The sequence below is a fragment of the Pseudomonas sp. NFACC39-1 genome (genome assembly GCF_900110355.1).
Lineage (GTDB): Bacteria > Pseudomonadota > Gammaproteobacteria > Pseudomonadales > Pseudomonadaceae > Aquipseudomonas > Aquipseudomonas tehranensis.
Genome location: NZ_FODL01000027.1, coordinates 1 through 21,326 on the forward strand (window position 1 = coordinate 1; position 21,326 = coordinate 21,326).

A 21,326-nucleotide genomic window follows, 5' to 3' on the forward strand; every position below is an offset into this window, starting at 1 on the left:
GCCCCGTTAACCACGCTGGCCGAACGTAGGTATTGCGCAGTGGGTACCTCGGCATGGAGGCCGAGGTAGCCGCGCTGGGCCATGGATGGCCCTTCGCGGCGGGCCCACGGAGCAATGCCGGAGTGAGGGCACACCGAGCCTCAGCGAGGTGCCGAGTGGTGGGGCAAAGCGCTTTTGGTTACTTTTGGCGCTCTTCCAAAAGTGACCCGCTGTAAGAGCGGAACCATAAGCCGCCGTTACCGCAGCAATGGATATGTACCCAGCCAACAAAATCCTGGCCGGCTGTCAGGCCGCCTCGTCACCCAGCTCAACCCAAACCAGAGCCGAACCTTACAACCGCCCCGCCGGCGCATACGGCACAGGATCAATCACCGGCTCACGCCCCAACATCAGGTCAACAAACAACCGACACGACGCAGGCGCCAGCACCAGCCCATTGCGATAATGCCCACAATTCAACCACAACCCCGAAAACCCCGGCACTTCACCGATATAGGGAATGCCCTCCGGCGATCCAGGCCGCAACCCGGCCCAATGCCCGACCACCTCGGCGTCGGCCAGCGCCGGAATCAACTGCTGCGCCGAAGCCTTCAGGCTATCGAGCGCTACATCGGTCGGGGTCTTGTCGAAACCCTCACGCTCCAGCGTACTGCCCACCAGAATATGCCCGTCGCGACGAGGAATCGCATAACGGCCCTTGGCCAGGACCATGCTCGATAAAAAATCCGACGCACACTTGTACAAAATCATCTGGCCTTTGACCGGCTCAACCGGCAATTTCAGCCCCAGCGTCTTGAGCAGTTCACCGCTCCACGCGCCCGCCGCCAAGACCACCTGTTCGCCACGAATCTGTCCTGCCGAGCTTTCCACCCCCACCACACGCCCACCGTCGCGGATGAACCCGCTGACCTCGCAGTGTTCATGCAAGGTGACATTGGGCAGCGCCAGCAAGGCAGCCTTGAGGGATTTCACCAGCCGGGGATTACGCACGTTAGCCACGTCGGCCATGTAGATCGCCCGGGAAAAACCCGCGCCCAGCACCGGCACCGCATCATGCACCGCAGAGATATCCACAGCCTCCAACGGGCGCCCTTCTCGCTCAGCCCAGGCCAAGGCTTCGACCTGATCGTCCAGGTCCAGCCAATACAGGCCAGTGACATGTACTTGCGGATCAATCCCGGTGGCCGCGAACAAACGCTGCCCCAGCTGTGGATAAAAGTCCTGCGACCAGTGGGCCAGTGCGGTGACCGCCGGGCTGTAGCGCCAGGGGTATAGCGGCGAAACAATACCGCCGCCGGCCCAGGACGATTCCTGGCCGACATTGGAGCGGTCCAGCAGCACCACATGCTGCCCTTCGGACGCGAGATTGAACGCAGTCAGCAGGCCGATAACTCCGCCGCCGACAATCACCACTTGCTGTTGCCTGGTCATGTTCTATTTCAACTCACAAGACAAAGGGCGCAGGACAGCACCCGAAAAATAAACTCAGCGACCCCAGCAATCCTTGGCGGTCAGCCCGGCAGTGGCGTTGATGATGCTTCGTGCGCCTGTGTTGTTGATTGTGAAATCACCGCACTTGTCGCTTGCCATGGACGAGCCGCTGTTGCGCACCGCGGTCAGGGTGAAACTCTGGTCCAAAAGCGTCTGGGTAATGGTGTAGAAATCATTCCCGCTGCTCAGCCCGGTCGCGTTGGTGTAGACGCCGGTCTTGGAATAATGACGCTCAAGGATCTGCGCCTGCTCTGATAACAGCCCGGCAACTTCAGCGCGCCGCCCCTTTTTCATGTATTCGGTCAGGCTCGGATAGCCGACGGTGATCACGATACCGATGATGGCGATCACGATCATGATTTCGATCAAGGTGAAACCCCGGTTGGATCTGCGCATACCTTATCTCTCATTGTATTTGCCGCCACATGATGCGGCGGCTGCCGCCGACGGATTTTCCCAGCAGGTCGGTGATACCACCACCGGAGTCGTTCACGATCATGTTGGTGGCCCCGTTGGCACTGACGACAGCGCTCAAGGTCGGGATACCCCCCGTGAAAATCACCCCGCTGGAGACCGTGTCGAGGCTGTTGAGCAGGCCGTCACCGTTGGTGTCGAGCACCGCGTAATTGAGCATCTTACCGTTGAACGCATCCACCTGGATCAGTTTGCCGGTACCGAAGCTGGCGCAGGGGTCGGTGGTGTCCACGGCGGCCGTGGTGAAAACTATTCGCCCGAGCACCAGACTGGCCGGGTTGATCACCCGCTCCCCAGTCAATGCGTTGTTGTACACCAAGGGCAAATACCAGCCTTTTTTCGCAGGATACGTCACGTCGGTCTGGCTGGTCGTCACGAATTGCCCGGTGCTGCCTGAGAACACCCCCGTGATCGACTGGGCTTGCAGGCTCGAAACCGTGATTTGTCCGGTACCGCCGGTGGCGTCCCAGATCGAATAGAACCCCTGCAAATCCTTATTGAGCTTGTCCACCGCCTCGTTGAATTTACCCGTGCCGAAAAAAACCTGGGTCCCGCCCTGGGGGTTGTCCGCCAGCAGCGGCTGGACGGTGATTGGCTGGGTTGCACCACCGGGCGCGGTGAACAATGGCTGCCCGGCAAATGCAACGCCCCAGGTGGTGGGGGAAGTGCCGCTGAGGTCGAACTTCCACATCCGCCCTTTCAAGTCGCCACCGTACGCGGCCTGCACCACGTTCTGGGAGTTGACCCGAAGTTTGACCGAAGACAGACCGTTACCCGTCTCGCTGTTATTGACCGTGATTTTCCTGATCAGCGAGCCATCACGGATATCCACCACGTACAGCGCCGCCACGCCGGTGTTGCTGCCATAGCCATTGGCGATGAACGCGGCCCAACGACCATCGGCCAGACGCGCGACTTCGGGACGCGCATAGGCGTAGCCCAGGTCATTGAAGACGTTGGCCGTATTGGCGACGGTCGGTGCGCTGATTTCCCACAACGCCCGAAGCGTATTGCCTGCCGCCGCATCGAACAGCTGCACCGCATAGAACGCTTTGCCCCCGGCTCCGGTCCCGCCCAGGGCCACTGTCTTCCAGGCACTGCCCAATTGCGCATCGAACACGCCGATCTGCCCATCCACCAGGAACTTGTGGCTCACGCCATTGATGTAATTGATGTCGGCGATGTCCCGCAGCAAGGGCAGGACGCTCGACGGCATGTAGGCGTAACGCCGGGTGCCGTTGGTGCTGTTGATGACGCTGAAGAAACCGTCGTTGGCATTCACCACAAGATTGGCGTTCATGTTCGCCGCCTTGGTTGCCAGGTAAGTGCTGTAGCTGGTGTCGTTCAGCAGATCCGAGGCGGTCTGGTCATTGGGCGATGCCAGCACCAGAGGCGAGTTGATGATGTCGCCCAGCAACACGCTGCGCACCTTCAGCCCGGTTTTATTGACGCCTTTGCTCCATTCCACCAGATCGGTGCCGGTGATCCCCGTGGGCAGGCCCTGGCTGAGGCTGGTTTGCTGAGCCGGTGAAAAGTTGCCGTAGGCCAGGGTTACCGGCGTGTTGGTCGCGGTGTTCCAGGACTGATAGGTCGGTGCCGTGGCACCCGGCACGATGCTGGTGTTGGTGGTCCACTGCACGGCCGCTGTATCGACCGTTCCCGCCGAAGTAAAACCGAATGCCCGGATGGTGCCCCGCCAGTCCTTGGGGTCATAGGTGGTCTGGTAATAGCTGGAGGTGGTGGACAACGTTGCACCGTTGGTGGTGCCGCCGCCCCCCGACCCAGCCTTGGAGGTGATGTCACTCAAGGCCAATGACAAGGCTGAGTTCAGGCCTTCGCTGTCGGACGCTGGATAATATTTACCCGCGCCGTAGCGAGCGGCGTCGGACAGCATCGGATTGGTGACCGCAAAACCCACGGTGTAGGTATTGAGGTACTGCCGGGGGAAGTCCGTGGCGTTCCAGCTCTGGCCGGTGGCATCGGTGCCGGTGGAGCGCATGTCGATGTCGAAGGCGAACTTGGCGATGTCGTCCAGGTAAAGCGTATCGCCCTCAGCGTCACCGTTGCGGTCAGCACCATCGTTGGTACTGATGCCATCCCAGTTCGGTAGACGGGATCCACCTAGCGGATCGTTGGTGGGAAAGGTACGGTCGTAAGTGGGCAAGCCGTCGGTGATCACCACTCCGAAATTCTTCTGGCACCGATACTGAATCGGGCTGGTGTAGGTACTGGGGGTACTGTTGTGGTACGGCGCCATGCCCCTGAAATAACGGGTGACCTCGTAATAGCTTTCGGCCAATGGCGTATTGGCGACCGCGCCCAGACCGTTGATGGCGTTGATCAGGGCACTGTAGTTGGCGTTGGCCTGGGTCTGGGTCACGCTGCCACTGACGGGTGACAGGTCGCTGACGACGCGGGCAATGTAGCCCCCCGGGCCGGGGTTGCTGAAGTTGGGCGGGTTGAAGGTGGCAAGCCCAATGCGCAGGGCACGGTTATTGGCGACCAGGTCGTTGGAGACATCCCGTGCCACGTTGATTCGATAGTCCCTGGGGATTGAGCCGTTGGTGTAGTCCCGGTTCGAGCCGTTGGCCAGGGTTACCAGATACGCCAGGTACTTGGCGGTGTAGCGGGTATCGCCCCCACCCACCGGGTCTGGCAGCCGCAGGCAGATCCGGCCAAGGCCGGGTCGATAGAAACCGTACCAGCCAGACGAGCAGCCGCCCCGCAACAGGCTTATTAACAGAATGTTCGAGTCATCCAGATCCAGTTCATACCTATCGTTGCAATTGCTACTGGCGCTGCATGCATAAGTGCGCGTTTGCGTCACCGTCGGATCAAACCCCGACGCCCAAATGATGTTGTTCATACTCCCCGAGTCATCGATCAGCAGCATCACGTTGGGGGTGACTGCGGCGGCACTCAGCAACGGCGAATCCGAAGGTGTGAAAGCATAGGCCGGTGCAGCCAGATAAAGGCTCAGCAGCACGCCCCAGAACGCCTGCCTCCAATCGCGACGCGCCTTAATATTTCGCATAAATGCTCTCCACGACGCTGCGCTGGTTATTGCCTACCACAGCCACTGCCGTGATCCGGTAAAGCGTTGCCGATGTATTGATCGGCACGTTGACCGCCGTGAGCGTGGTGCCCAGGTTCTGCACGCCGTAAAACCCGCCAGGGACGGCGATCCAGGTCACCCCCGACGATGAATTGCGCCCGGCCGCCGTGAGGGTTGCCGATTCAGCCGGGGGCGCACACTGGGTCGCAGTGGTGCACACCGGCAGGGAGTAGGCCTCGGCCTGTACCGCGCTTTCACCAACCCGCAGCGCAGCCTCGGCCACCTGGAAGGACTGGTTGCGCAGCATGACGCTACTGGTCATCTTTTCCTGAAGGGTGGCGCTCTGCATCGATGACAGCCCGATCAACGTAATGAGTAGCAGAAACACGAGGCTGACCAGCAATGCCATGCCACGCTGACGGTGCCTGAGGGACGTCGAGTTCATCAGTCGTCCCTCACAGAAGCCGGTTGCGCAAAGCGGCAACCACGTTAAAGGTCTGCTCGCGCACAGTGTTCTTCGGGTCAAAGAGCGTGAGGGTCAGGCGCACGCTGCGGATCAGGGCCGGATCGGTCGGGTTGCGGCTGTAGCTCGATGCCGCGATGTCTGTCGCGCTGCTGGCCACACCAAATGTCACATCGAATGCCCGGACGTTATCCACCAGTACCGCCTGGGTCGGGTTGCCAGCCCCGGTGCCCATCAACAACTGGTTATTGCTGAAGCTGTAGATCAACCGCCGTATCGGAAACGCCATTTGCCCGGCCGCCGGTAGCCGCGCCCCGGTATAGGCGGTTGCCGTGTTGCGACAGTCCGAGATCACGGTCCAGGTCGGCACGCCACCACTGTTGCCGACATCCGTCGTCACCAGCGTCAGCTTCAGATTGGCGTTGTCCCAGCTGATCGGCGTGACCTTGCTGGCATTGAAGTCCCCCGCCGAGGACGCGTCGAGAACGCTCTCCAGACAACCGAACATGCCCACCATGCGAAGCTCCTGGACCATCTTGCTCAGGGCGAACCGCGCATCCTCCTGCATCACCGCCGCTGCGCTCTGACTGACGTAGGTATTCTTGGCGGCGATGAAAATCTGCACCACACCCAGCACGACAATCAGGCTGAGCACCAGCGCGATCATCAATTCAATCAGGCCGAATCCCCGGCAATGCCTGTTCATGGCGTCGCCCCTGGTGGGTCGACGGCCACGCGACTGGTCAGCACGAAACTGCGTCGCGCCTCGGCGGCGTTGGTCGTGTTGGCGGCCCGGGCGTCGTCCCAAGAGATGGTAATGGTGTAGACCCGCTGGTGCAGGGCAACAGTGCCGGTGGCCGTGGCGCCGCCGAAGCTGACGATGTTGGTCTTGAAATCGTAGAGATCCTGGTCCCGGGCTACGTTGAGATTGGGAGAACTGGGCGGCGTGACCGTGTAATCGGCGCCGGAGTTGGCGCGAATGCGGTCCAGCATGTCGTAGGCGATGAAGCTGGCCTGACTGGTCATGCGCGAGCTGTCGGTATATTTGAGCGCATTGAGCTGAACCATCGCCGCTCCCAGCAAGCCCACGCCAAGAATCAGCACCGCCACCAGCACCTCGATCAGTGTCATGCCCTCCTGTGCCTGTTTACTGCAACCCTTCATCCGCAACTTCCACCCAATACGATTCGTCCATTGAGGCAAACACTCAGCGTCCTGCTCTGCGCCCCCCTTACATAATTGAAAGTCACCGGCGTGGCCGGTGCCGACAACCCGCCGAGGTTGTTGAAATCAATGTTGGTCACCTCTGAGGTTAGCGTCAGAGTCGCGCCGCTGCTCATCGCCGGAACAACCCGCAATACATTGGGCTCAGCGCCAGTACTGTCATACACCGTCAGCTCGCCGCTCCATACGCTGCCCTGGGCCGTGGGGCGAATCCGTGTGGCGACACCACGGTCGATCGCCGTCATCCGGGCGAAGTTCAGTGCCCGGCGCAGATCGCCAATATCGGTATCGGCCTTGGTGCCCTGCACCGAACCGGTAAGGGCCGGTACCGCCAGGGTGATCAGGAGCAGCAGCACGCCAAGGGCTACCAGCACCTCAATCAGCGTGAAACCTTTTGTACGAAGATCCATCGATGCCCTCCGTCGCCGTCGGCTATACCTGCTTCTACACGCTAGAACAAACGACTGCGTGTGCTCAATACTGCCCTGTGGCGAGGGGATTTATCCCCGCCGGGCTGCGCAGCGGCCCCACTGAAGCTGATAACGATCCAACCTGACACCCTGCGGAGGTTGGTTTGGGGCCGCTGCGCAGCCCAGCGGGGATAAATCCCCTCGCCACAATGGGCTATTAATCTTGAGTCCGCTTCACATTCTCCAGGGAGGAGATGTCATGCACCAACAGGGCTTCAGCCTGATCGAACTGCTCATGGGACTGGCGATTGCGGCAATTGTTCTGTCGTGGGCCGGCGCTGGCTACAAAGAGCTGATCGAATCCATCGAACGCGAGGACACCGCCCAGTTACTGATCAGCGGGTTGCGCAGCGCGCGCAGCGAAGCCATCGCGCGCAACCGGACGGTTGTGCTCAGGGGGATAGACAACGATTGGGGCCGGGGCTGGCGAATGACCCTGGACGACAAGGAGAAGACCGTACTGATGGAGCGCAGGGCAAGCGCTCGGGTGGTCGGCAACCAGCCGGTGAGACGCAGGGTGAGGTTCAGCAACCGGGGGGAAGCCTTGCACCCCGGCGGCGCATTCCAGGCAGGCACGCTGCATGTCTGCGCGAAACGCGGGCCGGTCAGCCACCATCAGGTGATATTGGCGCCCTCCGGCCGCGTCCACCTGGAAAGCGTCGAAGCCGAGCAGGCGCTGTGCGAAAAGGACTTAAAGCAAGGAGCGCACGCGTAGTTCCTTGGGCATGGAGAAAGTGACGTTCTCCTCGCGACCGGACAATTCATCGGCACCGGTTGCACCCCAGGCCTGCAATTGCTGGATCACGCCGCGCACCAACACTTCCGGCGCAGAAGCACCGGCGGTAATGCCGATACGCTCGACGCCATCGAACCAGCTGCGCTGCATGTCTTCGGCACCGTCGATCAGGTACGCTGGAGTGGACATGCGCTCGGCCAGCTCGCGCAGGCGATTGGAGTTGGAGCTGTTCGGGCTACCGACTACCAGCACGACATCACACTCGTCGGCCAGTTGCTTGACCGCATCCTGACGATTCTGGGTGGCGTAGCAGATGTCATCCTTGCGTGGCCCACCGATGGCCGGGAAGCGCGCACGCAGGGCGTCGATCACTCGACTGGTATCGTCCATGGACAGGGTGGTCTGGGTGACAAACGCCAGCTTTTGCGGGTTACGCACCTGCAGCGCGGCGACGTCTTCTTCATCCTCGACCAGATAGATCGCGCCACCGTTGCTGGCGTCGTATTGGCCCATGGTGCCTTCGACTTCCGGATGGCCCTCGTGGCCGATCAGGATGCACTCACGACCGTCACGGCTGTAACGGGCCACTTCGATATGAACCTTGGTCACCAAGGGACAGGTCGCGTCGAATACCTTCAGGCCACGGCCGGCAGCTTCGGTACGCACTGCCTGGGACACCCCGTGGGCACTGAAGATCACGATGACGTCGTCCGGCACCTGGTCCAGTTCCTCGACGAAGATCGCCCCGCGGCTACGCAGGTCTTCGACGACAAATTTGTTGTGGACCACTTCATGGCGCACATAGATGGGCGGCCCGAAGACTTCCAGGGCGCGGTTGACGATTTCGATCGCCCGGTCCACGCCGGCGCAGAAGCCACGGGGGTTGGCGAGTTTGATTTGCATGCTGTGCCTCGTGTCTTGCGCGCAAGAAATAGTAATGCTTGTCTAAAAACTCAAAGACAATGGAATCCGATGTGGGAGCGGGCTTGCTCGCGAAGGCGGACTGTCAGCCAACATCAATATTGAATGTAAGGCCCTCTTCGCGAGCAAGCCCGCTCCCACACTGGACCGCATCCGGTCAGTTAAAGCGCCTTGACCTCGATGATTTCCACTTCGAAATTCAAGGTCTTGCCCGCCAGTGGGTGATTGAAGTCCACGGTCACCTGAGCGTCGTCGAAAGCTTTCACCACACCTGGCAGTTCCGTGTTGGCCGCGTCGTTGAAGATCACCAACAGACCTTCGGACAGTTCCATGTCCTGGAACTGGGAGCGTGGCATGGTCTGCACGTTTTGCGGGTTGGGCTGACCAAAGGCGTTTTCCGGTGGAACCACCACGGTGCGCTTGTCGCCGGCCTTGAAACCGAAGATCGCCGCCTCGAAGCCTGGCAGCAGGTTGCCGTCGCCAACCTTGAACACGGCCGGAGCCTTGTCGAAGGTGCTGTCGACGGTGTCGCCGTTTTCCAGGTGCAGGGCGAAGTGAAGCTTCACTTCAGTGTTTTGAGCGATACGCTGCTCAGTCATGGACGGCTTCTCCGGTTTTCTTGCTCTTGAACATGTCCAGCGCGAGCATCACAGCACCCACGGTAATGGCGCTGTCGGCAAAGTTGAACGCCGGGAAATACCAGCGGTTCTGCCAATGCACCAGGATGAAATCGATCACGTGGCCCAAGGCAATCCGGTCATAAAGATTACCCAGCGCGCCCCCGAGCACCAATGCCAGCGCCACGGCCAGCCAGGTCTCATCGCGGCCCAGGCGTTTGAGCCAGACCACCAGCACGCCACTGACCACGATGGCGATCAGGGCGAACAGCCAGCGCTGCCAGCCCGAACTGTCGGCCAGGAAACTGAACGCCGCGCCCGTGTTGTAGGCCAGGGTCCAGCTGAAGTAGTCGGGAATGACCACGATCTGCTGGTACATGGTCAGCGAGTTCTCGAAGTAGTACTTGCTGGCCTGGTCAATGACCAGCACCAGCACGCTCAACCACAACCAGCTCAGCCGGCCGAAACGGCCCGCTGCGTTAGGCGCCACATTAGGCATAGTGACGAACCTCACCGGTGCCGCTGATGTTGTCGACGCAACGACCGCAGATTTCCGGATGCTCCGGGTTCACGCCGACGTCTTCGCGGCAGTGCCAGCAACGGGCGCACTTGGTGTGGTTCGACTTGACGATCTTCAGCTTCAGGCCGCTGACTTCAGTGACGACCGCATCGGCCGGCGCCTGCACCAACGGGGCGACACTGGCGGTGGAAGTGATCAGCACGAAGCGCAGCTCATTGCTTAGCTTGGCCAGGTCGCCCCCCAGGGCTTCTTCAGCGTAGAGAGTCACTTCGGCCTGCAGGTTGCCACCCACGGCCTTCGCCGCGCGCTGGATCTCCATTTCCTTGTTGACCGCCGCCTTGACCGCCATGATCCGGTCCCAATAGGCCCGGTCCAGCTCGAAACCTTGCGGCAGTTCGGTCAGGCCTTCATACCAGGTGTTGAGCATCACCGACTCGTTGCGCTCGCCCGGCAGGTACTGCCACAGCTCGTCGGCGGTGAACGCCAGGATCGGCGCGATCCAGCGCACCAGCGCTTCGCTGATGTGGAACAGCGCGGTCTGGCACGAACGGCGCGCCTTGCTGTTGGCGCCAGTGGTGTACTGGCGGTCCTTGATGATGTCGAGGTAGAAGCCACCCAGCTCCTGCACGCAGAAGTTATGGATCTTGGAGTAGACGTTCCAGAAACGGTACTCACCGTAATGCTCCTGCAATTCGCGTTGCAGCAGCAGGGTACGGTCCACGGCCCAGCGGTCCAGCGCGAGCATTTCCTCGGCCGGCAGCAGGTCGGTGGCCGGGTTGAAGCCGGTCAGGTTCGACAGCAGGAAGCGCGCGGTGTTACGGATCCGTCGGTAGGCGTCCGCGCTGCGCTGCAGGATCTGTTCGGAAACGGCCATCTCGCCGGAATAGTCGGTGGAGGCGACCCACAAGCGCATGATGTCGGCGCCCAAGGTGTCGTTGACCTTTTGCGGCGCGATCACGTTGCCCAGGGACTTGGACATCTTGCGCCCGGACTCGTCGACGGTGAAACCGTGGGTCAGCAGCTCGCGGTACGGTGCGTGGTTGTCGATGGCGCAACCGGTCAGCAGCGACGAGTGGAACCAGCCGCGGTGCTGGTCCGAACCTTCCAGGTACAGGTCGGCACGCGGGCCGGTTTCGTGGCCCATCGGGTGCGAACCGCGCAGCACATGCCAGTGGGTGGTGCCGGAATCGAACCAGACGTCCAGGGTATCGCTGATCTTGTCGTACAGCGGCGCTTCGTCGCCCAGCAGCTCGGCGGCGTCCATCTTGAACCAGGCTTCGATGCCTTCGACTTCGACGCGCTTGGCCACCATTTCCATCAGCTCGACGGTGCGCGGGTGCAGTTCGCCGCTTTCCTTGTTCAGGAAGAACGGGATCGGCACGCCCCAGTTGCGTTGGCGGGAGATGCACCAGTCAGGACGGTTGGCGATCATCGAGTGCAGGCGCGCTTGGCCCCAGGCCGGCACGAACTTGGTGTCCTCGATGGCTTTGAGGGAGCGTTGGCGCAGGGTGTCGCCAGTGGCTGGCTGCTTGTCCATGCCGATGAACCATTGCGCGGTGGCGCGGTAGATCAGCGGGGTCTTGTGGCGCCAGCAGTGCATGTAGCTGTGTTCGATGACGGTGGTGTGCAGCAGCGCGCCGACTTCGGTCAACTTATCGACGATGGCCGGGTTGGCTTTCCAGATGAACTGGCCACCAAAGAACTCCAGCGATGGCACATACACGCCATTGCTCTGTACCGGGTTGAGGATGTCGTCGTTGACCATGCCGTATTTCTTGCAGGTCACGAAGTCGTCAACGCCATAGGCCGGCGCGGAGTGAACCACACCAGTGCCTGCGCCCAGCTCCACGTAGTCGGCCAGGTACACCGGCGACAGACGATCATAAAACGGATGACGGAAATTGATCAGCTCCAGCGCCGAACCCGGGGTGGTGGCCAGCACCGAGCCTTCGAGGTTGTAGCGGGCCAGGCAGGACTCGACCAGTTCTTCGGCCAATACCAGCAGCTTGTCGCCAACATCGACCAGGGCGTAGTTGAATTCCGGGTGAACGTTCAACGCCTGGTTGGCCGGGATGGTCCACGGAGTGGTGGTCCAGATCACGATCGACGCCGGTTTGCTCAGCTTGCCCAGGCCGAAAGCGGCGGCGAGTTTGTCTTCATCGGCGATCGGGAAGGCGACGTCGATGGTCGAGGATTTTTTGTTTTCGTACTCGACTTCCGCCTCGGCCAGGGCCGAACCGCAATCGAAGCACCAGTTCACGGGCTTGAGGCCCTTGAACACGAAGCCGCCCTCGACGATTTTCGCCAAGGCACGGATTTCGCCGGCTTCGTTTTTGAAGTCCATGGTTTTGTAAGGGTTGGCGAAGTCGCCCAGCACGCCGAGGCGGATGAACTCGGACTTCTGCCCTTCGATCTGCTCGGTGGCGTAGGCACGGCACAGCTCGCGGGTCTTGTCCGCGCCCAGATTCTTGCCGTGGGTCACTTCAACCTTGTGCTCGATCGGCAGGCCATGGCAATCCCAGCCTGGGATATACGGCGCGTCGAAACCCGACAGGGTCTTGGAGCGCACGATCATGTCCTTGAGAATCTTGTTCAGCGCGTGACCGATGTGGATCGTGCCGTTGGCGTACGGAGGGCCGTCGTGCAGGACGAACTTCGGACGATCCTTGCCAATCTCGCGCAACTTTCCGTACAGGCCAATGCTGTCCCAACGCTGCAGAATCTGTGGTTCGCGCTGAGGCAGGCCGGCCTTCATAGGGAAGGCGGTGTCCGGAAGGTTTAGCGTGGCTTTATAGTCGGTCATTTAAGGCTCTTCATTAGCGATTGGCGCTGGTTGCGACAAGGGCACGGGCGGCGGCGATATCTGCATGGATCGCCGTCTTGAGCGCCTCCAGAGAGGCAAAACGCTGCTCTTCACGCAGCTTTTGGTGGAAAACCACCGTCAAACGCCGGTCATACAGATCGCCGGCAAAATCCAGAACATGTACTTCGAGGTGGGCCTTGCCATCCCCCTGGACCGTGGGCCGGACGCCGATATTGGCGACACCGGGCCAGGTCTTGCCGTCGATCTCGACACTCACCAGGAACACCCCGGTCAGCGGCACACGACGACGCTTGAGTTGCACGTTGGCCGTCGGCGTGCCCAATTGGCGCGCCAGTTTCTGCCCGTGCAGGATCCGTCCGGCAATCCGGTACGGCCGGCCGAGCAAACGCTCGGCCAATTCGAAGTCGGCAGCCGCCAGGGCATTGCGGACCTGGGTACTGCTGACGCGCATGCCATCCATCTCGACGGTCTGCGCGGCTTCGACAGTGAAGCCCCGGGCCTTGCCGGCCTGTTGCAGGTAATCGAAATCCCCTGCCCGGTCGCAGCCGAAACGGAAATCATCACCGACTTCCAGATGTTTTATATCCAGACCGCCCACCAGGATGGTCTCGACGAATTCGGCGGCACTGAGCTTGCTCAGGCGCTGATTGAAGGCCAGGCACAAGACCCGGTCAACGCCTTCGGCGGCCAGCAGATGCAGCTTGTCCCGCAGCCGGGCCAGACGGGCCGGCGCGGTGTCCGGGGCGAAAAATTCCCGGGGTTGCGGCTCGAAGATCACCACGCAACTGGGCACGCCCAATTCCTGGGCACGCTCGCGCAACCGCGCCAGGATAGCCTGGTGGCCACGGTGAACACCGTCAAAGTTGCCAATAGTGGCGACACAGCCCCGATGCTGGGGGCGCAGGTTGTGGAGGCCTCGAACCAGCTGCATAACGCGCTTCTTGCTCATAAAGTGGCCGATTATAACCACACCCGGCGGCCGACGACAGGCAACACCGTAACCCAAAGTGATCGAGCCGACAAAACCACTGCCCGGCCCGGGATTATCGAGGGTAAACCCTCAGCTCAAGCCCTTGCGGTTGAAGTCGCGCAGGCGGAAGCCCATCAGCAGCAGCATGCCGAAATACGCCACCACGCCCGCGACGACCAGCACTCCCAGGCGCAGGAAACGCTCGAGCATCTGCCCTTCGCCCCAGGCTGGCATGAAATGCATCGCCCCCAGCAACACCGCCGACATCACGCCCACGGCCACCAGCAGCTTGAGGCCGAACTTGCCCCAGCCCGGTTGCGGCTGATACATCTTCTGCTTGCGCAATTGGTAAAACAGCAGCCCGGCATTGAGGCAGGCGCCAGCACTGATCGCCAAGGCCAGGCCGGCGTGGGCCAGCGGGCCGATCAGCAACAGGTTGAACAGCTGGGTCATCACCAGGGTGAAAATGGCGATTTTCACCGGCGTGCGAATGTTCTGCTGGGCATAGAAACCTGGCGCCAGCACCTTGATCACAATGATCCCGAGCAAGCCCACCGAGTAAGCGATCAATGCCCGCTGGGTCATCAGGGCATCAAATGCATTGAACTGACCGTACTGAAACAACGAAACGGTCAGCGGCTCGGCCAGGATGCCCAGCGCCAGGGCACAGGGCAATACCAGCACGAAGCACAGGCGCAGGCCCCAGTCGAGAATGCGCGAGTATTCCTGACGGTCCTGGCTGGCGTAGGTCTTGGCCAGGGTCGGTAACAGGATCGTGCCCAGGGCCACGCCCAACACGCCGGAGGGCAACTCCATAAGGCGGTCGGCGTAGTACATCCACGACACCGAACCGGCCACCAGGAACGAGGCGAAAATGGTGTTGATGATCAGGGAAATCTGACTCACCGAAACCCCGAGGATCGCCGGCAGCATCTGCTTCATCACTCGCCATACGCCGCTGTCACGCAGATTCAGACGCGGCAGCACCAGCATGCCGATTTTCTTCAGGTGAGGCAGTTGATACAGCAACTGCGCCAGGCCGCCCACCAGCACCGCCCAACCGAGGGCCATCACCGGGGGATCGAAGTACGGTGTCAGGAACACCGCAAATACGATCATGCTGACGTTGAGCAGGGTCGGCACGAAGGCCGGTACCGAGAAACGGTTCCAGGTATTGAGGATCGCCCCGGCCAGAGATGACAGGGAGATCAGCAATATATAAGGAAAGGTCACCCGCAACAGGTCCGTGGTGAGCTGGAATTTTTCTGGGGTATCGGTAAAACCCGGTGCCGTGGCCCAGATCACCCAGGGCGCGGCGAGCATGCCAGCAGCCGTGACCAGCGCCAGCACCAGCGTCAGCAAACCCGTGACGTAAGCAATGAACGTTCGGGTCGCCTCGTCGCCCTTCTGACTCTTGTATTCCGCCAGGATCGGCACGAAGGCTTGGGAAAATGCCCCTTCAGCGAAGATCCGCCGCAATAGGTTGGGCAACTTGAAGGCGATGAAGAAGGCATCGGTGGCCATCCCGGCACCGAATATCCGAGCAATCAGCGTGTCACGAACGAACCCCAGGACGCGTGAAAGCATCGTGATAGAGCTGACGGCAGCCAACGATTTGAGCAGATTCATGAAAAGAGTTTTTGCCTGTCGATAAACAGCAGGCGAACAACGCGCCCACTTATGCGATACTCCGCGCCGCTAAACAGTGCAGAGCCAAAGCCCGCGAGTTTACAGGTCGCACGCCGGAAAGAAATCATCCGGTGCGTTGTACCTGCCATTCAGCGGAACGTGTCACCCGCCCTTGACAAGACATCAACTCATCGGCATGATTCGCGGCCTATTTTGTTTGCTATTTCCTAAAAAGTCTTTCGAGGAGCTCGACGGTGGCCAACACACCTTCCGCCAAAAAACGTGCAAAACAGGCTGAGAAGCGTCGCAGCCACAACGCCAGCCTGCGTTCCATGGTCCGTACCTACATCAAAAACGTAGTTAAGGCCATCGACGCAAAAGACGCTGAAAAAGCCCAAGCTGCTTACGTTCTGGCTGTGCCAGTTATCGACCGTATGGCCGATAAAGGCATCATCCACAAGAACAAGGCTGCTCGCCATAAGAGCCGCCTGAATGGCCACGTAAAGGCCCTGAACGTTGCCGCTGCTGCCTAAGCGACGCGCTCGTTAAAAAACCGACCTCAGGGTCGGTTTTTTATTGCCTGGGATTTAACAGGCACCGCACGAACAATGTGGGGGCAGACCTCTGTGGGAGCAAGGCTTGCCCGCGACAGCATCGCCTCAGCATTAAGATAGACCGAGGCACCTGCATCGCAGGCAAGCCTTGCTCCCACACAACCTCTCTCACAATGAGTTTGCCCGAACTATTGAGCACGAGCCCACGGCAGGATCGGAATCGCCGTCACCGCATTCTGCGGACTGCCTTCGATCACGCGGTCGCTGTAGACCAGGTACACCAGCGTATTACGCTTCTTGTCGAGAAAACGCACCACCTGCATGGTCTTGAACACCAGCGACGTGCGCTCCCTGAACACTTCCTCACCGTCCTTGAGCTCGCCCTTGAAGCTGATGGGACCGACCTGACGACAGGCAATGGACGCCTCGGCGCGATCCTCAGCCAGGCCCAGACCACCCTTCACCCCACCGGTCTTGGCCCGGGACAGATAACACGTCACCCCATCCACCTTCGGATCATCGAAGGCTTCAACGACGATCCGGTCATTCGGCCCGACAAACTTGAACACCGTCGACACCTGGCCAATTTCCTCGGCCGAGGCCAGCAGCGGCAATGCCACCAGCAAGCCGATCAATCCTTTTGCCAAACCCATGATTTTTCCTTAGACGAGAATCAGGTTGTCACGGTGAACCAGCTCTGGCTCGGCCATGTAACCCAACAGACCGACAATCGCATCAGACGATTGACCGATGATTTTTTGTGCCTCGAGCGCGCTGTAGTTGGCCAGGCCGCGAGCGATTTCGCGACCATCCGGCGCCACGCACACCACCATTTCGCCGCGACGAAAACTGCCCTGGACCAGCTTCACGCCCACCGGCAGCAGACTTTTATTGCCCTGGGACAGCGCCGACACCGCCCCCGCATCCAACACCAGCGTGCCACGGGTTTGCAGATGCCCGGCCAGCCATTGCTTACGCGCCGCCAGCATGCCGCGCTCAGGCGACAGCAACGTGCCGATGCGCTCGCCGGCCTTGAGGCGATCCAGCACCCGCTCCAGCCGCCCACCGACAATGATGGTGTGAGCCCCGGAGCGAGCAGCCAGACGGGCGGCGCGTAGCTTGGTCTGCATGCCGCCTCGCCCCAGCGCGCCACCGGTACCGCCCGCCACCGCATCCAGCGCCGGATCATCGGCACGCGCTTCGTAGATCAACTTGGCGTCAGGGTTACTGCGCGGATCGGCGTCGAACATGCCGTCGCGATCCGTCAGAATCACCAGCAGATCCGCTTCCACCAGGTTCGCCACCAACGCGGCCAGGGTGTCGTTGTCGCCGAAACGAATCTCGTCGGTGACCACGGTGTCGTTTTCGTTGATCACCGGGATGACTTTCAGCTCAACCAGGGCTCGCAAGGTGCTGCGGGCATTGAGGTAGCGCTTGCGGTCGGACAGGTCATCATGGGTCAGCAGAATCTGCGCCGTGTGGCGACCCAGCTCGGCAAAGCTCGACTCCCAGGCCTGCACCAAGCCCATCTGACCGATGGCGGCAGCAGCCTGCAACTCGTGCATCGCGCTGGGTCGCGATGTCCAGCCCAACCGACTCATGCCAGCTGCTACAGCCCCCGAAGAGACCAAGACCAGCTCGACGCCAGCCTCATGCAAGGCCACCATCTGCTCGACCCACACCGCCATCGCCTTGCGATCCAGACCCTTGCCATCCGCCGTCAGCAATGCGCTACCGATCTTCACGACCCAGCGCCGCGCACCCGTCACCTTGCTCCGCATCATCTTCAACCTTTGCCAGCGAACGGCGCGACCCAGCACCGCCCATGGGATTATTCGTATTTGCGTTTTACAGATACCAAAACGCCGCTCGAATGAGCGGCGCCTTGGAAACTGGCTGATTGCGATGATAACACTGCACTGGATCAGTTAAACCTGCCCCCCATGCAGTCACCAAAAATCCCTGTGGGAGCGAGCCTGCTCGCGATAGCGGTGTGCCAATCAACATCAATGCGACTGATCCAACACCATCGCGAGCAGGCTCGCTCCCACAGTTCTTTATCTTTGGCTACGCGACATCAACGCAAGATCAGTCGCGAACGTAGATGATTTCCGGACCGTCTTCGTCATCCACGTCTTCTTCATCCCAATCGTCGTCACCGATGTCATGGACCGACTTCACGCCACTGCGACGCAGGGCACGCTGATCATCCAGCGCTTGCAACTGAGCACGCGCCTCGTCTTCGATACGCTGATCGAGCTCGGCCAACTCTTCCTTGTAGGCAGGGTCATTGGCCAGGCGATCGGCACGATCTTCCATATAACGCATGATGTCGTGGCACAGGCGCTCGGTGCCCTCTTTGGCAATGGCCGAGATCACGTAGACCGGACCTTCCCACTCCAGGCGATCGACGATTTCCTTGACCCGCTCTTCATGCTCTTCTTCGAGGATCTGGTCGCACTTGTTCAGCACCAACCAGCGGTCACGCTCAGCCAGGGCCGGGCTGAACTTGGTCAGCTCGCTGACAATGACTTCGGCCGCATCAGCAGCACTGGTTTCATCCAGCGGCGCCATGTCCACGAGATGCAGCAACAACCGGGTACGGGACAAGTGCTTGAGGAAGCGAATCCCCAGGCCGGCGCCATCAGACGCGCCTTCGATCAGCCCTGGAATGTCCGCAACCACGAAGCTCTTCCAGCGATCGACACTGACCACACCCAGGTTCGGCACCAAGGTGGTGAACGGGTAATCGGCCACTTTCGGCTTGGCCGCCGACACCGAGCGAATGAAGGTGCTCTTGCCCGCGTTCGGCAGGCCCAGCAGGCCCACGTCGGCCAGCACTTTCATTTCCAGCTTCAGGTCGCGCTGTTCACCCGGCTTGCCTGGCGTGGTCTGGCGTGGCGCACGGTTGGTACTGGACTTGAAACGGGTGTTACCCAGACCGTGCCAGCCACCATGGGCCACCAGCAGACGCTGGCCAGCCTTGGTCAGGTCGCCAATGACTTCCTGGGTGGCGGAATCGATCACCGTGGTGCCGACCGGCACGCGCAGGATCAGGTCTTCGCCCTTTTTGCCGGTGCAGTCGGTGCTGCCGCCGTTGGAGCCACGCTCGGCATCGAAGTGCCGGGTGTAACGGTAGTCCACCAGGGTGTTGAGGTTTTCATCGGCGAGCATATAGATCGAGCCGCCGTCGCCGCCGTCGCCACCGTTCGGACCACCGTTCTCAATGAATTTTTCTCGACGGAAACTCATGCAACCATTGCCGCCGTCGCCGGCTTTTACTCGAATCGATACTTCATCAACAAACTTCATGACACACGCCTCTCGCCATACGGACGAGCCAAAAAAACAAGACATAAGACTCTTGCAAAAATGAGCGCAGCGACCTGATGACACGCCCCAACCGCAGCGCCGACAGCCCATACAAACAGTTTTGCAAGAGACTCACCCCACAAACGAAAAAGCCCCGTCGCAAGACAGGGCTTTTCCAGCGGTCTCGCAATTAAGCTGCGATAACGCTTACGTAACGACGACCGAAGGCGCCTTTTACTTCGAACTTGATCACGCCTTCGACTTTAGCGAAGAGGGTGTGATCCTTACCCATGCCTACGCCGTAGCCAGCGTGGAATTGGGTGCCGCGCTGACGCACGATGATGTTGCCCGCTTTGATAGCCTGGCCGCCATACATCTTGACGCCAAGGCGTTTGGCTTCTGAGTCGCGACCGTTACGGGTACTACCACCAGCTTTTTTGTGTGCCATGAGTTCAATTCTCCTAGTGAGGAATTAGGCTGAAATTAAGCCTGAATACCGGTGATTTTGATCTCGGTGTACCACTGGCGGTGGCCCATACGCTTCATGTGGTGCTTACGGCGACGGAACTTGATGATGCGGACTTTATCGTGACGACCTTGGGAGATCACTTCAGCCACAACGGTAGCGCCAGCAACGACTGGAGCGCCGATATTCACGTCATCGCCATTGGCGACCAACAGAACGCGATCAAAAGTCACGGATTCGCCAGTAGCGATTTCCAGTTTTTCGATCTTCAGGTATTCACCTGGGGCGACCTTGTATTGCTTGCCACCAGTAACAATTACTGCGTACGACATGGTATTTCTCCGATAATCCTGCTCACCCAGCGCTTTATAAGAAGAGGTATTGGCTGGCATGGCTGCATGGGCTGGAAGGCCCGGATGCAATTGCGTAAGGCAGGTGCTGCCCAGGAAGTTCAGGGTGCGCGATTGTACGCAAGCCGCAAGCGCCTTGCAAGAGGCCGTCCATCGCGCCTTGACAGGCCCAGGCGTGGGTCCTAGCATGCCGCGCAACCCTTCTGGAGCACCTGTCGCTGATGCAACCCCAAGCTTTCTACCGCGCGGTGGCGGACGATTTTAGCGCCGTCGACGGCATCATCAAGAAGCAGCTGACTTCCCGAGTGCCGCTGGTATCGAAAATCGGCGATTACATTACTTCGGCCGGAGGCAAACGCCTGCGGCCTTTGTTGGTGCTTTTGTGTGGCAAGGCCCTGGGTCGCGAAGGCGACGACATGCGCCTGCTGGCTGCCACCATCGAATTCCTGCACACCGCGACCCTGCTGCATGACGACGTGGTCGACATGTCCGGCATGCGCCGTGGCCGCTCGACCGCCAACGCCATGTGGGGCAATGCCCCAAGCGTGCTGGTGGGCGACTTCCTGTATTCGCGCTCGTTCGAAATGATGGTCGAACTGGGCTCGATGCCGGTGATGAAGATCCTGTCCCAGGCCACGCGCATCATCGCCGAAGGCGAAGTGCTGCAGCTGTCCAAGGTGCGCGATGCCAGCACCACCGAAGAAACCTACATGGAAGTCATCCGCGGCAAGACCGCGATGCTCTTCGAAGCCTCGACCCACAGCGCCGCCGCCCTGGCTGGCGCCAGCGCCGAGCAGAGCGAAGCGCTGCGCACCTTTGGCGATCACCTGGGTGTAGCCTTCCAACTGGTCGACGACCTGCTGGACTACAAGGGCGACGCCGAAACCCTGGGCAAGAACGTCGGCGACGACCTGGCCGAAGGCAAGCCGACCCTGCCGTTGATCTACACCATGCGCGAAGGCACCCCTGAGCAGGCGGCGCTGGTACGCCAGGCGATCCAGAAAGGCGGAATCGAAGACCTGGAGAGCATTCGCGAAGCGGTTGAAGCCTCCGGCTCGCTGGACTACACCGCGAAACTGGCCCGTGACTACGTCGCCCGCGCAATCAAATGCCTCGACGCCCTGCCAGCCAGCGAGTACCGCGATGCGCTGGTGGAGTTGAGTGAGTTTGCGGTGGCCCGTACTCACTGATCCACAAGGGCTTTTTGTGGCGAGGGAGCTTGCTCCCGCTCGGTTGCGCAGCGACCGCAG

General features: G+C 60.5%; 21 protein-coding genes. 3 read left to right on the plus strand and 18 right to left on the minus strand.

Features of this window, described 5'->3' with window-relative positions:
• Positions 1–330 precede the first annotated feature (330 nt).
• From thiO to BMY45_RS26810, 7 genes are read right to left on the minus strand one after another with little or no spacing between them, the layout of a single operon-like run.
• The gene (gene thiO, locus BMY45_RS26780; RefSeq protein WP_092403393.1) at positions 331–1,431 is read right to left on the minus strand and encodes a glycine oxidase ThiO; all 1,101 of its coding nucleotides are present in this window, start codon (positions 1,429–1,431) and stop codon (positions 331–333) included.
• Positions 1,432–1,485: 54 nt separating this feature from the next.
• Complete coding sequence (locus BMY45_RS26785; protein WP_092403395.1) at positions 1,486–1,887, minus strand: type IV pilin protein; 402 nt, start codon at positions 1,885–1,887, stop codon at positions 1,486–1,488.
• A 10-nt stretch (positions 1,888–1,897) separates the two neighbouring features.
• A complete protein-coding gene (locus BMY45_RS26790; protein ID WP_092403397.1) occupies positions 1,898–4,999 on the minus strand; it encodes a pilus assembly protein in 3,102 nt (1,033 codons plus the stop codon).
• Positions 4,986–5,465, minus strand: coding sequence for a pilus assembly PilX family protein (locus BMY45_RS26795; protein ID WP_256573684.1), 480 nt, complete (start codon positions 5,463–5,465; stop codon positions 4,986–4,988). The genes BMY45_RS26790 and BMY45_RS26795 overlap by 14 nt, the downstream gene beginning before the upstream one ends.
• A gap of 10 nt (positions 5,466–5,475) precedes the next feature.
• Positions 5,476–6,189, minus strand: coding sequence for a PilW family protein (locus BMY45_RS26800; protein ID WP_092403401.1), 714 nt, complete (start codon positions 6,187–6,189; stop codon positions 5,476–5,478).
• Positions 6,186–6,647 (minus strand): type IV pilus modification protein PilV, encoded by a 462-nt coding sequence (gene pilV / locus BMY45_RS26805; protein ID WP_092403403.1) that lies wholly within the window; start codon positions 6,645–6,647, stop codon positions 6,186–6,188. The genes BMY45_RS26800 and pilV overlap by 4 nt, the downstream gene beginning before the upstream one ends.
• A complete protein-coding gene (locus BMY45_RS26810) occupies positions 6,644–7,117 on the minus strand; it encodes a GspH/FimT family pseudopilin (protein ID WP_092403405.1) in 474 nt (157 codons plus the stop codon). The genes pilV and BMY45_RS26810 overlap by 4 nt, the downstream gene beginning before the upstream one ends.
• A gap of 259 nt (positions 7,118–7,376) precedes the next feature.
• On the opposite strand from BMY45_RS26810, the gene BMY45_RS26815 reads away from it, so the two are divergent.
• Positions 7,377–7,892 (plus strand): GspH/FimT family pseudopilin, encoded by a 516-nt coding sequence (locus BMY45_RS26815; protein ID WP_143071711.1) that lies wholly within the window; start codon positions 7,377–7,379, stop codon positions 7,890–7,892.
• On the opposite strand, the gene ispH is transcribed toward BMY45_RS26815, so the two are convergent.
• The 6 genes from ispH to murJ all read right to left on the minus strand — a co-directional run bounded on the left by ispH (position 7,869) and on the right by murJ (position 15,394).
• Positions 7,869–8,816 carry a 4-hydroxy-3-methylbut-2-enyl diphosphate reductase gene (gene ispH, locus BMY45_RS26820; RefSeq protein ID WP_092403407.1) on the minus strand — a complete coding sequence of 316 codons (948 nt, stop codon included), beginning with the start codon at positions 8,814–8,816 and terminating at the stop codon, positions 7,869–7,871. The genes BMY45_RS26815 and ispH overlap by 24 nt on opposite strands.
• 179 nt (positions 8,817–8,995) lie before the next feature.
• On the minus strand, positions 8,996–9,433 hold the full coding sequence (fkpB, locus tag BMY45_RS26825) for an FKBP-type peptidyl-prolyl cis-trans isomerase (protein WP_092403409.1): 438 nt from the start codon (positions 9,431–9,433) through the stop codon (positions 8,996–8,998).
• Positions 9,426–9,950: a signal peptidase II gene (gene lspA, locus BMY45_RS26830; RefSeq protein WP_092403411.1), complete on the minus strand. Its 525-nt coding sequence runs from the start codon at positions 9,948–9,950 to the stop codon at positions 9,426–9,428. Before lspA ends, fkpB begins: the two co-directional genes overlap by 8 nt.
• The gene (gene ileS / locus BMY45_RS26835) at positions 9,943–12,774 is read right to left on the minus strand and encodes an isoleucine--tRNA ligase (protein WP_092403413.1); all 2,832 of its coding nucleotides are present in this window, start codon (positions 12,772–12,774) and stop codon (positions 9,943–9,945) included. Before ileS ends, lspA begins: the two co-directional genes overlap by 8 nt.
• A gap of 13 nt (positions 12,775–12,787) precedes the next feature.
• The gene (ribF, locus tag BMY45_RS26840; RefSeq protein WP_047230167.1) at positions 12,788–13,726 is read right to left on the minus strand and encodes a bifunctional riboflavin kinase/FAD synthetase; all 939 of its coding nucleotides are present in this window, start codon (positions 13,724–13,726) and stop codon (positions 12,788–12,790) included.
• Positions 13,727–13,855: 129 nt separating this feature from the next.
• Positions 13,856–15,394 carry a murein biosynthesis integral membrane protein MurJ gene (gene murJ, locus BMY45_RS26845; RefSeq protein WP_092403417.1) on the minus strand — a complete coding sequence of 513 codons (1,539 nt, stop codon included), beginning with the start codon at positions 15,392–15,394 and terminating at the stop codon, positions 13,856–13,858.
• A gap of 254 nt (positions 15,395–15,648) precedes the next feature.
• Here murJ and rpsT point away from each other — a divergent pair, with 254 nt between their 5' ends.
• Complete coding sequence (gene rpsT, locus BMY45_RS26850) at positions 15,649–15,927, plus strand: 30S ribosomal protein S20 (protein ID WP_003185593.1); 279 nt, start codon at positions 15,649–15,651, stop codon at positions 15,925–15,927.
• A gap of 209 nt (positions 15,928–16,136) precedes the next feature.
• On the opposite strand, the gene BMY45_RS26855 is transcribed toward rpsT, so the two are convergent.
• The 5 genes from BMY45_RS26855 to rplU form a co-directional block, all read right to left on the minus strand.
• Positions 16,137–16,601: a CreA family protein gene (locus tag BMY45_RS26855; protein WP_092403419.1), complete on the minus strand. Its 465-nt coding sequence runs from the start codon at positions 16,599–16,601 to the stop codon at positions 16,137–16,139.
• 9 nt (positions 16,602–16,610) lie between these two features.
• Positions 16,611–17,729 carry a glutamate 5-kinase gene (gene proB, locus BMY45_RS26860; RefSeq protein WP_092403421.1) on the minus strand — a complete coding sequence of 373 codons (1,119 nt, stop codon included), beginning with the start codon at positions 17,727–17,729 and terminating at the stop codon, positions 16,611–16,613.
• Positions 17,730–18,036: 307 nt separating this feature from the next.
• Positions 18,037–19,260 (minus strand): Obg family GTPase CgtA, encoded by a 1,224-nt coding sequence (cgtA, locus tag BMY45_RS26865; protein WP_047230163.1) that lies wholly within the window; start codon positions 19,258–19,260, stop codon positions 18,037–18,039.
• 190 nt (positions 19,261–19,450) lie between these two features.
• Positions 19,451–19,708 (minus strand): 50S ribosomal protein L27, encoded by a 258-nt coding sequence (gene rpmA, locus BMY45_RS26870; RefSeq protein WP_003205738.1) that lies wholly within the window; start codon positions 19,706–19,708, stop codon positions 19,451–19,453.
• A 35-nt stretch (positions 19,709–19,743) separates the two neighbouring features.
• Complete coding sequence (rplU, locus tag BMY45_RS26875) at positions 19,744–20,058, minus strand: 50S ribosomal protein L21 (protein ID WP_003176051.1); 315 nt, start codon at positions 20,056–20,058, stop codon at positions 19,744–19,746.
• A 239-nt stretch (positions 20,059–20,297) separates the two neighbouring features.
• On the opposite strand from rplU, the gene BMY45_RS26880 reads away from it, so the two are divergent.
• Positions 20,298–21,266, plus strand: a complete 969-nt coding sequence (locus BMY45_RS26880) for a polyprenyl synthetase family protein (RefSeq protein WP_076386394.1) — start codon at positions 20,298–20,300, stop codon at positions 21,264–21,266.
• Positions 21,267–21,326: the final 60 nt, after the last annotated feature.